The 13,289-nt window shown below is 68.7% G+C and carries 10 protein-coding genes; 7 read left to right on the top strand and 3 right to left on the bottom strand.

Going from position 1 to position 13,289, the window contains the following annotated elements; translation table 11 throughout:
* Positions 1 to 201: 201 nt before the first annotated feature.
* The 3 genes from CFK38_RS17340 (at position 202) to CFK38_RS01980 (ending at position 4,265) form a co-directional block, all read left to right on the top strand.
* Positions 202 to 1,170 (top strand): hypothetical protein, encoded by a 969-nt coding sequence (locus CFK38_RS17340; protein WP_177370998.1) that lies wholly within the window; start codon positions 202 to 204, stop codon positions 1,168 to 1,170.
* A gap of 596 nt (positions 1,171 to 1,766) precedes the next feature.
* Positions 1,767 to 3,302, top strand: coding sequence for a purine-cytosine permease family protein (locus tag CFK38_RS01985; protein ID WP_096801570.1), 1,536 nt, complete (start codon positions 1,767 to 1,769; stop codon positions 3,300 to 3,302).
* An 87-nt stretch (positions 3,303 to 3,389) separates the two neighbouring features.
* Positions 3,390 to 4,265, top strand: a complete 876-nt coding sequence (locus CFK38_RS01980; RefSeq protein ID WP_096801569.1) for an arginase family protein — start codon at positions 3,390 to 3,392, stop codon at positions 4,263 to 4,265.
* An 89-nt stretch (positions 4,266 to 4,354) separates the two neighbouring features.
* Here CFK38_RS01980 and CFK38_RS01975 read toward each other — a convergent pair whose 3' ends face one another.
* Both CFK38_RS01975 and CFK38_RS01970 read right to left on the bottom strand, forming a co-directional pair.
* Positions 4,355 to 5,179 (bottom strand): N-acyl homoserine lactonase family protein, encoded by an 825-nt coding sequence (locus CFK38_RS01975; protein ID WP_096801568.1) that lies wholly within the window; start codon positions 5,177 to 5,179, stop codon positions 4,355 to 4,357.
* A gap of 172 nt (positions 5,180 to 5,351) precedes the next feature.
* Positions 5,352 to 6,332, bottom strand: coding sequence for a LacI family DNA-binding transcriptional regulator (locus CFK38_RS01970; RefSeq protein ID WP_096801567.1), 981 nt, complete (start codon positions 6,330 to 6,332; stop codon positions 5,352 to 5,354).
* Positions 6,333 to 6,460: 128 nt separating this feature from the next.
* Between CFK38_RS01970 and CFK38_RS01965 the strand changes: the two genes are divergently transcribed.
* Positions 6,461 to 7,213: a glutamine amidotransferase gene (locus CFK38_RS01965; RefSeq protein WP_096801566.1), complete on the top strand. Its 753-nt coding sequence runs from the start codon at positions 6,461 to 6,463 to the stop codon at positions 7,211 to 7,213.
* Positions 7,214 to 7,216: 3 nt separating this feature from the next.
* On the top strand, positions 7,217 to 8,170 hold the full coding sequence (locus CFK38_RS01960) for a ribokinase (RefSeq protein WP_096801565.1): 954 nt from the start codon (positions 7,217 to 7,219) through the stop codon (positions 8,168 to 8,170).
* A 219-nt stretch (positions 8,171 to 8,389) separates the two neighbouring features.
* On the opposite strand, the gene CFK38_RS01955 is transcribed toward CFK38_RS01960, so the two are convergent.
* Positions 8,390 to 8,536, bottom strand: coding sequence for a hypothetical protein (locus tag CFK38_RS01955; protein WP_245851185.1), 147 nt, complete (start codon positions 8,534 to 8,536; stop codon positions 8,390 to 8,392).
* A 173-nt stretch (positions 8,537 to 8,709) separates the two neighbouring features.
* Between CFK38_RS01955 and CFK38_RS01950 the strand changes: the two genes are divergently transcribed.
* Together CFK38_RS01950 and CFK38_RS01945 are read left to right on the top strand one after the other, a co-directional pair.
* Positions 8,710 to 12,255, top strand: coding sequence for a beta-galactosidase (locus CFK38_RS01950; RefSeq protein ID WP_096801564.1), 3,546 nt, complete (start codon positions 8,710 to 8,712; stop codon positions 12,253 to 12,255).
* Positions 12,256 to 12,344: 89 nt separating this feature from the next.
* Complete coding sequence (locus CFK38_RS01945) at positions 12,345 to 13,265, top strand: NADP-dependent oxidoreductase (RefSeq protein ID WP_096801563.1); 921 nt, start codon at positions 12,345 to 12,347, stop codon at positions 13,263 to 13,265.
* The last annotated feature ends 24 nt before the right edge of the window (positions 13,266 to 13,289 follow it).

Here is a 13,289-nt window from a genome sequence, read left to right as displayed (position 1 = left end):
TGTGTGTCGGCGTGGGCTCGGCACTGCTCGCCTGCACGCTGGGCCCAACTCTTGGAGGAATAGATGACTCTGACCACTGTGGGCGACCGGGCTGACTCCGTGCGCCGCCGCCTTGGTCGTCGTGCGGGTGGCGTCGTGCTTGCGGTCGTGTTCGCAGGAACGCTCGCTGCCTGCGGCTCGACGGACGCTCCGGAAGCTCCGGTGAACTCGGCTGCTGCGGGTGCGAGCGAAGCGGCCGAGCCCGCTGAGGGCAAGGCTGAGGCGCCTGATCTCACCGGCGTCTGGCATTCCACCGAGGACAGCGTCTTCGTGCAGCGGGCGACCATCGCGGGTACAGCGATGACCATCGATTGGGTGCCGCAGGACGGGAGCCCGGACTCGAGGCTCTACTGGGTGGGGACGTACGAGGCTCCCGAGGCCGAGGGCTCGCATGCGTGGACCTCCACCAATGACCACAGCCGTACCCGCGCTGAGCTCCTGGCCTCCAGTGCGGACACCAAGGACTTCACCTACGAGGACGGGAAGATTAGCTACGAGGTCTCGGCCCTGGGGGAGTCCGGGACCGTAGCCCTTGAGCAGACGTCAGCGGAGGTTCCCGCTGATGCGGCCGACTCCGTCGCGGCCCCGGGCGAGATCGAGGTGCTCGAGTCCGGGATCGCTGTCGACGGTGACTACGTCTGGGTGAGCGCGGTGGTGAGGCATGAGGGTCTGACCGGCGAGTTCGCCACCGTCCTCTACAACGTCTACGACGACGAGGACAACCTCATTGTCTCCCAGGAGCAGGTCGAGGAGCTCGGGACAGAGGGCGCCACTTTCCCGATCGGTACGCAGCTCGAGATCCCCGCAGGCAGCGCCCCGGCGCGTGTCGAGGCCACGGTGAGCGTGAGCGACTATGGAAGCAACAGCGAAGCACGGGCAGGTGTCGCCCCGATCCAGGCGTCGGCCGACGATCCGCAGTTCCTCATCCAGAACACGACCGATGAGAACTGGGAGGACCCGCGCATCCAGATCCTCTGCCGCGATGATGCGGGTGAGATCGCCGGCGGGGGCTCGGAGTATCCGAACATGATCCCGGCCGGCGGCAAGTTCCTGCTCTCGGACGCGCACCTGATCACCAGCGACGATGCCGCCAGCTGCGAGGCATACGTCCTGCTGCCGCTGGCGATGTGACGACTGGTCTGCTCCGCCGCTGAGCATTCCTCAACGCCCTCCCTCCGGCTGCGCCGCAGGGAGGGCGTTCGGCTGCCAGCGCCCTGCCGAGCTCTCATCGAAAAAGGTGCTCACGCGACGCATCTACTCAGTGTCTCGGGTTCCGGTGGTCTGCTCGACGATCGAGGTGATGATCGGGGAGGTTCGCGGAAGATCAGTTGAGCGTGCCGGCACCTCGGACGCGCCATTCGCACTGTCTGCTGCGCCGCTCACGGCTAACGACGAGGCCGTCGCCACGGCCGCCGGATCCCGCAATGATCCGTACCGGATCGATACCGGACTTGCGGACGCCGCCGCAGCGCTGGCGCGAATCGCTCGGCTGCGGGAGCCCCCGCGGTTGCTCGCAGACTCGATTCCGTTCCTCTGGCTCAGGCTTGATCTGGACGCGCAAACCACCACCGCTTCGATCTCACGCAGAAGAAGGGTGTTGCCTACTGCGCAACGTTGCGCAATACTGTGCCGACATCAACGCCGGGACATCGACCGAGCAGGTCGTGGGAGACCCGGGCTGAGGACGTCGGCACTGCCGGCGTCATCTCGACGAAGAGAGGCAGCACATGGACACAACACCTCGTCAGGACGGAGGCGCTGGCCGCCCGAATCCCGATGTCCCTACGTCGGGTGAGCGGACGGGGCCCCCCACTCCCGTACTCGAGGGCCGGTCGTTCGACTACGTCCCTCCGCGCGAACGGCACGGCTCTCTGACGTCCCAGACCCAGCTCTGGTTCATGCTCAACGCCTCCTTCCTCACCGCCGCCACCGGCACGCTCGGCGTGCTCACGGGCCTGAACCTCGCCTGGTCGATCGTCGCGATCGTGCTGGGCAGCGTTTTCGGCACATTCTTCCAAGCGTTCCACGGCGCCCAGGGCCCCGTCATGGGCCTGCCGCAGATGATCCAGTCCCGCGCGCAGTTCGGCTCGCGCGGCGCGGCGATCCCTCTCGCGGCCGCTGCTGTCGTGCAGTTCGGGTTTGCGTTGTTCTACATCCAGACCGGCGCGAACTCGGTTGCCAGCGTGGTCGAGGCTGCGCCGATGAGCCTGCTTCAGGTGCTTGTGGGCGTCGTGGCGCTGCTGGTGGCGCTCGTCGGCTACCGTCTCGTGCTCCGCGCCGAGACCACCGTGTCGTATTTGATGGTGGCCACGCTGCTCTTCCTCACTGTCGCGATGATCGTCAAGCTGCCCATCGGTGAGCTGCTTGGCCAGGGGAACTTCGTGCTCGCGCCGTTCCTGCTCCAGTTCGCGGCATCGGCGACCTTCCAGGTGGCGATTGCGCCCGTCGTCTCCGACTACACCCGCTACCTTCCCGCGAAGATGTCCGGAAAACTGATCTCCGCCTCGGTGTTCGTCGGAACTCTCACCTCGGCCATCTGGATCGAGGTTCTGGGTGCGACGCTCGCCGCCTACGACCCGATGGTCGATACCGTCCGCGCCTTCGCAGTCCTGGCAGACAGCGTCGCCCCGGGCCTCGCGGTCCCCGTCATGATCGTCTCGTTGCTGACCTGCTTGAATGCCGTGGCGGTCGCTCTTTACAGCGGATCGGTCGCCGTGCTGTCCGCCGTCGACGGATTCCGCGAGCTGGTGAGCTCCTTCGCACTGCGAGCGCGCACCCTCTCGATCGCGGGTGTCCTCATCATCATCGGCAGTCTTGTCGTCCCCAACAGCATCCTGGGGTCGTTTGAGATCTTCCTGGCCCTGCTGGTCTACTTCCTCATCCCGTGGACCTCGGTGAACCTCATCGACTACTACGTGGTGCGCAAGGGCGTCCTGTCCGTCTCCGACATCCTCGACACCGATGGAGGGATGTACGGCCGCTGGGGCCGGGCCGGAATCGTCAGCTACGCCGTAGGCTTTGTCGCCATGATCCCGTTCTTCAGTACTTCCATCTGGTCGGGGCCGGCGGCTGAGGCCCTGGGAGGAGCGGACTTCTCGTTCATCGTCGGACTCGTCGTCTCGGGCTGCCTGTACCTGGTGCTCACACGCCACTTGGACCGTGCCAAGGAGCTCGAGATGGTGCGTCGCGCACCGATCAACACCCTCGACGCCCTGAGCCAGGGCCACCGACGCGTCGAGGAAGAGGATCAGCTCGTCAGCTGATGAGCACCGCGCCGGTCGCCGCTCCGGCGGCGGCTGGCGTCTTCGGCTGTCGGCCACCGGCGGCCCCGATCGTAAGGAGGCGGAGGCATGACGACGATCCGACTGGACTGGCCGCAGTATCGCGGGGGAGACCCTGACGGCGTCATGGAATTCCTCCCGGGTCTGACTCGCCCCGAGGGACGGATCGCCTACGGTATCGGTGGACAGGTGGCCGCGATGCTCGCGCCCGACGCCCTCGAGGCCGTGCGGATCCCGGTCGATCCCGATGGCGGTGACGGGAGCGTGGTCGACGGCATCGTCGACAAGCCGGAGATCCTCCGACAGCAGCGCCTCGTCCTGGACACCCTGCGCGAGCGGGACGCAGATCGGGTGGTGACGATCGGGGGAGACTGCTCCGTGAGCGTCGCCCCCTTCGCTCATTTGCTGGAGCGACACGGCGAGGACCTGGCAATCCTATGGCTCGACAGTCATCCTGATTGTAACCAGCCGGGTGCCGACGGGAACCAGGGGTACAACACCATGGCCGCTGCCCACCTGCTGGGCCACGGCGACCCTGAGATCCTCGACCAGCTCGGCATTCACGTGGCCGCCGAGCGCTTCGCGCTGGTAGGAACGCACTCCTGGGCGGATCAGGACCCCACCGCGGCACTCGAGGAATGGAAGCTCAACCAGATCTCCCCGGCCGAGGAGACCCCGTTCGTGATCGCCGTTCTCGACTGGCTCGCCGCGACCGGTTGCTCGAAGGTCGCGATCCACTTCGACCTCGATGTGATCACCAGCGGTGAGGTCGCCTTCGGTATGGCCCCCGAAGCAGGAGGGATCTCGCTGGACACCGCGGTCGCCACTGCCGCTGCCGTTGCCGAGCGTTGCGAACTCGTGGGCCTTACCATCTCTGAGTTCGTCTCCTCTGAGGCGGTGCGGCTGCACTCCCTGCTGCGCCGGCTGCCGCTGCTGAACCCCTGAGGAGTGCCTCCGCAGCACACGCTTGGAGGCACAGAAGGAAGGGCGTCGAGACCGCAGTCTCGACGCCCTTCGCGTTCGCCGGATCGGGGTCAGCCGATGGTGCCGCTGGGGTGCTCCTCGAGGAACTTCCAGTCGTGCTCGGGGATGATGATGTCCGCTTCGCGGTGCAAGCGGTCGTAGCCCTCCATGAGCTCGGGCAGGTCCCAGTAAGAGCCCATCGGCCAGTTCAGCTCGAGGTTCTTGTAGTTGTACATGATGTCGCTGGTCAGGCAGACGGTGCCCACGTCCGTCTTCACCATCACGACCATGCAGCCCGGGGTGTGCCCGCCGATCTTCACGAGCTTCACGGCCGGGTCGATCTCGACGTCGCCGTCGATGATCTCGAGCCGGTCGCGGACCGCGTCGATCTTGTAGGAATATTCGGGGTAGTAGAACATGCAGAAGTGCGGAGGATTCTCTGCCTGCGGAAGCTCCTCCTTCTGCACGATGAACTTGGCGTTGGGGAAGAGTTCGTTGTTCCCGACGTGGTCGAAATGAAGGTGCGTGAGGATCACGACGTCGATCTCCTCGGGCGTGACCCCGTGGGCGGCGAGCCCGGCGACGAGGTCCTGGTCCTCAGAGCGCGACGCGACATAGTCCACGCCATAGCGGGACTGCATCTCCGCAACCTCGTCGATGTCGCCCAGGCCTGTGTCCACCAGGATCTTCGTGTCGGTGCCCTCCAGCAGCCATACGGGAACGGGCACCATGACACCGGAGTGGACGGAGCCGTCCTTACGGACGATGTCATCGCGGAAGCCGAACGGCAGTCGGTCCTCCGGCGCGATGTCCGGGTGAATCCCCGAGTTGAGCACCGAGGTGGCGAGGCCGCTCTCGAGCTCGCCCGTCACGATGTGATGAATTTTGACGCCCATGGCGGTGCCTCCTGATCTGTGCGCGATCGTTGCGCAACGTGTGGCTCCACTCTGCCTCACTTTTTGGTGCGACGCCAGGGCGGTTCCCGAAATGGACAAGCGGAGGCTCCGCGCGCACGGCTTCCGGGCGTCGTGGTGCGTCCGGCGGCAGGTGGGTGAGAAGTGGTGATTCTCAACGGGTCGGCGGTGGAGCGACGGACCCGGCGACCCGAATCTGCATCGGCAGTCGCACCTCGGCCGCCTGCCCGCTGGTCGGGCCGGACTCGATCGTCTCCAGCACGCGACGTGCGAGCGCCTCGATGGGCTGCGTCACCGTGGTCAGGCGGGGGGTGACCCATTCGCCCTGCGGGATTCCGTCGAAGCCGACCAGCGAGAGATCGCGAGGGATGCTGACTCCATACATCGGCGCGGCCGCGATCATTCCGATCGCGACGATATCGCTGCCGCAGAACACGGCCGTGGGCGCATCGTCGAGGCGCAGCAACCTCGTCAGCACGCTCTCACCGAAGGCTTCTGCATAGGGGCCCTCGATGATCAGGTTCGGGTCCGCCTCGATGCCTCGGTCGCGGAGCGCGGTCCGGTATCCCTCGAGACGGTCCCGGGCGGAGTCGAGAGTGGATGGGCCGGCGGCGTGGACGATTGACGTGTGGCCGCGGCTGAGCAGGTACGAGGTGGCCTGGTAGGCACCGCCGAAGTTGTCGACGCCCACGAAGGGACGGCTCGACTCGTCATGGATGCGCTCATCGAGGATCACCACCGGGAAGTCCCCGGGCAAGGAGCGGAGAGGGCTGGCGCGGCCGGTCATCGACACCAGCATCACGCCGTCCACCTCGGGGGATGCGGCACACTCCGCCATGAGCGCGGTCTCCCGGGAGGCGAGCCCGTTGGAGACCAGGACCTGGAGGCCGAGCCCCCGTGAGGCAGTGGCATTGGCGATCGCCTGGGCCAGCTGGGAGAAGTAGGGGTTAGCCAGCTCTGGGACGATGAGCGCCAGGCGGCGCAGCCCGAGGCGAGGCGACTCGAATCCCGTGTGCTCCATGGCGCCGAGAATGCGGGCCTCCGTGTCCGGGTTGACCCGCAACTCCCCTCGGAGGTACCGCGACACCGTGGAGACGGAGAGATCGGCTGCTCTCGCAACGGCTGAGATCGACACCAGGGGCTCCTTCCGGGGGCGGGATCGTCAGTGTACGGGGGCTTGCGCACGATGGCGACCCCAGCTAGCCTCACTTAGAGCAACGTTGCGCAAAGCGTTGTGTAAGGTCTGTCAACGGAGGTCGTCGCATGTCTCGTGTCCTACTCGCCGGTGAATCCTGGGTGAGCGCCGTCATCGACCACAAGGGGTACGACCCCTTTTCCCACACCCAGGTCGCCATCGGCTGTGCCAAGCTCCTCGAGGTCCTCGCCGAGCGCGAGCACGACGTCACCCACCTGCGCTCGCACGATGTCGCGGAATTCTTCCCGCAGACCCGTGAGGAGCTCGATGCCTACGACGTCGTCATCCTCTCGGACATCGGTGCCAACACCCTCCTGCTCTCCCCGCAGGTCTTCGAGCGGGGCCGCCCCGCCCCCAATCGTCTCCACCTGCTGCGTGACTGGGTGCGCGACGGCGGCGGACTCATGATGGCCGGCGGCTACCTCTCCTTCCAGGGCTTCGAAGGAAAGGCCGCATACGCTGGGACCGCCATCGAGGAGATCCTTCCCGTCAGCATCTCCCGCTGGGACGACCGCATCGAGTCCCCGCAGGGTGTCAACGGCACCCTCACTGACGTCGAGCACCCCGTCACTGCGGGCCTCGACGCGACCTGGCCGATCCTGCTCGGCTACCAAGACCTCGCCGCCAAGGAGGGGGCCACCGTCCTCGCCGAGGTCGAAGGCCGCCCGCTGCTCGCCGTGATCGAGGAAGGGGGCGGCCGCACGCTCGCCTTCGCCTCCGATATCTCCCCGCACTGGGCCCCCGAGGAGTTCATGGAGTGGGCCGGCTACGGCCAGCTCTTCGACGGTGCAATCCGCTGGCTCGCCGGGGAGAACGGCTGAACCATGGGGGCCGCTGATCGCACGAGCCGCCAGGCAGAATCGTCCACCGAGATCCTCGTTGTCGGATCGGTGAACCTCGACCTGGTCCTCACGCTGGACGCTCTCCCGCTGCCGGGGGAGACGCTCTACAGCCGGAGCTCTCGTCGCAGCCCCGGCGGCAAAGGCGCCAATCAGGCCCTCGCCGCCGCACGGTTGGGCGGGAGGGTCCGCCTGGCGGCTCGCGTCGGTCAGGATTCCGAAGCCGACCAGGCCCTGGCGCTGCTCCGCGAGGACGGGGTCGACCTCTCGGCCGTCGAAGCCCTCGCCGAGCACGCCACCGGTCTCGCCATCGTCGAGGTCGACGCGCAGGGGGAGAACTCCATCGTGCTCGTCCCCGGTGCGAACCTCGTCTGGAACGACCTCGGACAGACCGTCGCTCTGGTCGCCGACGCCGATATCTTCGTGTGCCAGGGCGAGATCCCCGCCGAGGTCGTCGATGCGGTCTCCTCCGCCTGCAGCCCGGCGCAGAGGTTGCTGCTGAACCTCGCCCCGGTGATCCCGGTCCGTTCCGAGACGCTGCGGTGCGCGGATCCCCTCGTGGTCAACGAACACGAAGGCCGCGCCGTGCTCGCTCTGCTCGGCGGTGACGCCGTCGAGGAGGCCGACGTTATGCGCGACCTTCTCGACGCCGGGGTCCGTTCGGTTGTGATGACCCTCGGACCTCGTGGGGCACTCCTCGGCGATGCCGACGGACTTCGGCAGGTCCCTTCTCCGCAGGTCGAGGCGGTGGACACCACCGGGGCGGGCGACGCCTTCGTCGGAGGTCTCGCCCTGAGGCTCGCTGCCGGGGACGATCTCGACCAGGCGGCGCGGTTCGCCGCCCGCCTCGGAGCGGCGGCCGTTACTCGGGACGGCGCACAGCCCTCCTATCCGCGGACCGTGGACGGGTTGCCGAGTCCCACTGGAATCGCTGGATAGTCACCGCGCGGAAGGGCATCAACAGCCCAGTTCACGGTGTCCGTCCCTGAACGTGCGCGTCGTGTCGTACGGATCGCCAGCCGCGCGACACGATGCGGTGAACCAGTTCTCGCGGCCCGCCGTCGTCTATCGGTCCCACCTGCCACTCTCTTGCCCTGCCGCCGAAGAAGCTCTTCGCGATGACCGACGGCGAGATCGAGAACCACGCGATTGCCTAGGTCATCGCGCACGAGCGAACGGCCGCCCTGACCGCACCCCGAATACCCACACCATCACCAGCGCCACCACGATCCCGTTCAGCTGCGTGATCCCGATCCCCACCTCGTTGGACACCCACGCCACCACGCAGCCCAGCATGTACGGCACGATCGCCTGCCACCGCGCCTGCTCGGTCAGCGTCTCCAGCGCGGGCTGCTGCGCGGGCGTGAGGCAGACCGATCACTGTCACCGCACGCCCCGATAGCGGAACGCCGCCTACGCCTGTGAACCGATTTGCTACCGTCGGCTGTCACGACAACCCGCTCGACGAGGAGTCCCGCATGCCGCAGTCCGAACCGCCCGCCTCCGCCCTGAGCCGTCAGAGCTTCCTGCGCCTGGGGGCCTGCACCGCCGGAGCGGCCCTCGCGGCTCCGGCGGTGCTCGCCGCAACCCCCGCCGATGCGCTCGGGCCGGCCGCTCCGGAGGGCCGGGAGGCGACGGACGACCTGCTGCACGGCACCTCGTCCTTCCCCGGCAACGACGGCCGCGCGCACACCGTCACCTGGGACGAGCACTCCTTCTTCGTCGATGACCAGCGGCTGCTGATCTACTCGGGCGAGATCCACCCCTGGCGGGTGCCCGCACCGGCCCAGTGGCGCGATCTGCTGCAGATCGTGAAGGCCGCAGGATTCACCGCGGTCTCCTTCTACTTCTTCTGGGGACTGCACCAGAGCGCCCCGGGCGGCGACTTCGACTTCCGCGGGATCCGGGACCTCGACCTGCTGCTGACCATGGCGGCGGAGGAGGGGCTGTATGTCATCGCGCGGCCCGGGCCCTACGTCAACGCCGAGATCTCGATGGGCGGGCTGCCGGCGTACCTGACCAACCGGGCGGCGCCGCTGCGCTCGATGGACCCGGAGAACTTCGCGGACTCCTGTGCATGGCTGAGCGCCGCGAACGAGATCATCTCCCGCCACCAGGTGACCGACGGCGGTGGCAGCGTGCTGATGTACCAGGTCGAGAACGAGCTGTTCGCCGAGAACCCGGAGAGCTCCGCGTTCCTGCGCGGCCTGGCCGATCACGTGCGCTCCACCGGCATCACCGTGCCCGTGTTCCACAACGACTACGGGCTGGGCGGTCGCTTCGCCGACACCGAGAAGCATCACACCGACTTCTACGCCTACGACAACTACCCGCTGGGATTCAACGCCGGCGGTCCCCGGGCGCGGATCGGCGAGTCCGAGCAGACCTACCGCGAGATCAGTCCCGACACCCCGCAGTTCATCACCGAGTCCCAGGGCGGGGCGTTCACCCCCTGGGGGGCGTCGTTCGACTCCCATCAGGCCTACGAGTTCACCGACCCCGCCTTCACCCGGCAATGGGGGGTGCGCAACCTCGCCAACGGCGTCACCGCCTTCAACTACTACATGGTCTTCGGCGGCACCAACTGGGGATACACCGGCTCCCCGTCGTCGGGATTCACCAGCTACGACTACGGCGCGGCGATCACGGAGGACCGCGAGCTGACCGAGAAGCTCGCCGTCCAGAAGGAGCTCGGCTACCTGCAGCAGGCCCTGCCGCAGATCGCGTCGATGACACCGGTCGCCCCGCAGGCCCTGCGCGAGGTCGACGGGGGCCAGCTCCAGGCCTACCAGCGCGCGAGCACCGGCGACGAGAGCTCGGCGACCGACGACGGCCGGCCCCGGCTGCTCGCCTTCCGCCTGGCCGACTCCAACGACGAGACCGACACCCGCTTCGCGACCGCGCTCGTGCTCGGGGACCCCGAAGAGGCCGGTGCGCACGCCCCGACGGCCGACGACCGCGACGCCGCGATCACCTACCAGGGCGACTGGGAGCAGATCGAGGACCCCACCGCCTCCGCGGCGACCCTGACCCGCACCGAGACGGCCGGCGCCACCGCGAGCTGGACCTTCACGGGCACCGCGGTCGATGTCATCACCGCCACCGGCACCGACCACGGCCGGGCCCGCGTCCTCGTGGACGGGCAGGAGCACGGCACCTTCACCAGTCACGTCGACACGGCACAGAACAAGCCCTCCCAGGTCGTCAGCTACCAGGTCCACGACCTGAGCGCGGGGGAGCACACGATCGTCGTGGAGGCCCTCGGCGAGCCCGCCGAGGGAGCAGAGGGCACCGTCGTCGCCCTCGACGGCTTCGACGTCCCCGCCGGCGGCCAGGACGGGAGCGTCGAGATCCCCGAGGGCGTGGTGGGCTGGGCCCGAGTGCCCCAGGACGAGTCCACGTTCCTGCATCTGCACGGCCGGGATGCGCTGACCGTCGTCGCCGACACCGTGATCGGAGACCATGGCCTGCTCTATTCGACCAGCGCCCTGTTCGGCCCGGCCCTGCCGCGGCGGAAGGGCCACCTGCAGTACCTGATCGGCCACGACGGGGACCCGGGCGAGATCGTGCTGCGCTACGCCGCCGAACCCGAGGTCACCGCCCCCGAGTCCGTGCTCACCACCTGGGACGAGGGGACCGGGCAGCTGCGGATCAACCTCGTCCACGGCGACCAGCCGGTGCAGGTGGAGATCGCCGGCCGCCCCCTGACCTCGGCGGGCAGCGGTGGGAAGAGCCGCCTGGTGCTGCGTGCGATCTCCCGCACCGCGGCCACCACCACCTGGTTCCTCGGTGGCCGCCCGGTGAACCGGAGCACCGTCACCCCCGGCGGCACCGATGCGCACGTCGTCGTCGAGGGCGCGGAGCTGGCTCGCACCGTCGCCTTCGCCCGGGCCGACGCGGAGATCGTCCTCGGCTCGACGGACCTGGCCGAGGTGCGTCTCGACGTGCCCGACGGGATCCGCCGCGTCATCGTCAACGGGCAGAGCCGGCCGGTCTCCGACGGCATCGCCACGCACACGCTGTCAGCGCCGGCCGGCCCGACCGTCCCGGATCTGACCTTCCGGGTCGCAGAGGGCGCGCCGGAGGCCGCGGCGGACTTCGACGACTCGGCGTGGACGGTCGCCGACTCCACGGAGGGGTCCACCACCTTCCAGGGCCCCGGGCGCGGAGGCGTCGTGCTCGACTCCAACCACTACGGCTACTTCGAGGGCAGCATCTGGTACCGCGCCGTCTTCACCGCCGGGGAGAGCCGAGAGCTCGTGCTGCGCGGCAACGGGGGCACCGGCCAGCCGCCCCAGGGCCAGCAGCCGGCGTTCCTGCAGGCCTGGGCCGACGGCTCCTACCTCGGCGCGGCGCCCGCCGTGGGGAAGGACCAGACCTTCACGCTGCCCGAGGACGTCGCCGTCCCGGGCGCGACGACGGTGCTCAGCGTGCTGGTGCACAACCTCGGCCAGAACCTCGACTGGAGCGACAACGGTCTCTCGAAGCAGAACCGCGGGCTGTTCGATGCGGTGCTGCCCGCCACCGGGGAAATCACCTGGCGAGTGCAGGGGGCAGCGGACATCGACTCCCGCCGCACGCTGTACAACACCGGCGGCCTGCACGGGGAGCGTCACGGCTGGCATCTGCCCGGCCACGACGACTCCGCCTGGGAGGAGGCCTCGTCCCTGGTGGCGGACGCGCCGGGCGTGCGGTGGTACCGCACGAGCTTCGAGCTCTCCACGCCCGACGGCGTGGACATCGCCTGGCGCTTCGCGCTGCGCTCGCCGCGCTTCGAGGACGGTCGCCGCGATGCCTGCCAGGCGGTGCTGTATGTCAACGGCTGGAACACCGGGATCTATATCGGGGACATCGGCCCCCAGAGCGAGTTCACGATCCCCTCCGGCTTCCTCGACCACCACGGACCCAACACGCTCGCCGTCTGGGTCGCGGCGAAGGAAGCGGGGGCCGGACCGGAGACCATCGAGCTGGTCCCGGTCTTCGCCCGCACCGGATCGATCGGGACGGCCCCGCCGCTGCTGTGAGCGAGGGGCCCCGGCCCGGCTCCGCTGCAGGATCGGCCGGGCCGCCCGGGTCCATCTCGTCCGTCCAGGTCCCCGGGTACCGTGACCCCATGAAGGCCTATCTGCTGACCGCCCCGGACTCCGAGACCATCACGCTCACCGACGTGCCCGTACCCGAGCCCGGTCCCGGGGAGCTGCTGGTGCGCCTCCAGGCGATCGGGGTCGGGATCCACGACTCCTATTTCCTGCCGCCGGACGCCGCCGGCTCCCTCCCCATCGGGATCGAGGGCGCCGGGGTGGTCGAGGAGGTCGGCAGCGAGGTGGCGGGACGACATCGCCGCGGGGACCGGATCGCGTTCGTCAACGTCATGCAGCCCAAGGGCGGGACCTGGGCGGAGTTCGCGGTGGTCGACGTGAACTCGCTGATCCTGCCGATCCCCGAGGGACTCGACATGGTGCAGGCGGCGGCGCTGCCCGTGGCCGCCAACACGGTGCTGCGCGCCCTCGCCACGATCGGCGACATGCCCGCAGGCGGGAGGCTCTTCATCGCCGGCGGGGCCGGAGCGATCGGGACCCTGGCGCTGCAGGTCGCACGTCGACGCGGGTGGCAGGTCGCGGCCTCGGCGTCCGCCCACAACCATGACTTCATGCGCTCGTTGGGCGCGGAGATGACAGTGGACTACCACGATGCCGGGTGGGTCCAGGAGATCCGTGACTGGGCACCGCAGGGTGTCGATGCGGCGCTGGCCGTGCACCCGGGCACCAGCGCGGACAGCATGCGGGTGGTGAAGGACGGAGGGAGCGTCATCACCATCTCGGGCGATTCCGTGCCCACCGAACGGGGCATCACGCCGGTGATGATCGACTACGTCGCCGATGTGCGCGCCGAGCTGCTCGCGATGCTGGAGGATGTGGCCACGGGCGCGGTGCATCTGGAGATCGAGCGCGTCCACCCGTTCGCGGAGGCCGCCGTGGCGCTGGACCGGGTGCGCACCCGGCACGTGCGCGGGAAGCTGGTGCTGCGGCTCTGAAGCGGGGGCGCGGGGGCGCCGTCG

Origin of the sequence: Brachybacterium vulturis (genome assembly GCF_002407185.1) — a bacterium.
In the GTDB taxonomy this organism is placed as follows: Bacteria; Actinomycetota; Actinomycetes; order Actinomycetales; family Dermabacteraceae; genus Brachybacterium; species Brachybacterium vulturis.
Note: the sequence above shows the minus strand (reverse complement) of the source record. Positions and strands in the feature narration are given on the sequence as shown.

What these genes read in the sequence shown, in the direction of transcription:
- CFK38_RS01975 (WP_096801568.1), bottom strand. Translation starts at nt 5,179, where the DNA reads ATGGGCGTCAAAATTCATCACATCGTGACGGGCGAGCTCGAGAGCGGC.
- CFK38_RS01945 (WP_096801563.1), top strand. Translation starts at nt 12,345, where the DNA reads ATGAAGGCCTATCTGCTGACCGCCCCGGACTCCGAGACCATCACGCTC.
- CFK38_RS01980 (WP_096801569.1), top strand. Translation starts at nt 3,390, where the DNA reads ATGACGACGATCCGACTGGACTGGCCGCAGTATCGCGGGGGAGACCCT.
- CFK38_RS01985 (WP_096801570.1), top strand. Translation starts at nt 1,767, where the DNA reads ATGGACACAACACCTCGTCAGGACGGAGGCGCTGGCCGCCCGAATCCC.
- CFK38_RS01950 (WP_096801564.1), top strand. Translation starts at nt 8,710, where the DNA reads ATGCCGCAGTCCGAACCGCCCGCCTCCGCCCTGAGCCGTCAGAGCTTC.
- CFK38_RS01965 (WP_096801566.1), top strand. Translation starts at nt 6,461, where the DNA reads ATGTCTCGTGTCCTACTCGCCGGTGAATCCTGGGTGAGCGCCGTCATC.
- CFK38_RS01960 (WP_096801565.1), top strand. Translation starts at nt 7,217, where the DNA reads ATGGGGGCCGCTGATCGCACGAGCCGCCAGGCAGAATCGTCCACCGAG.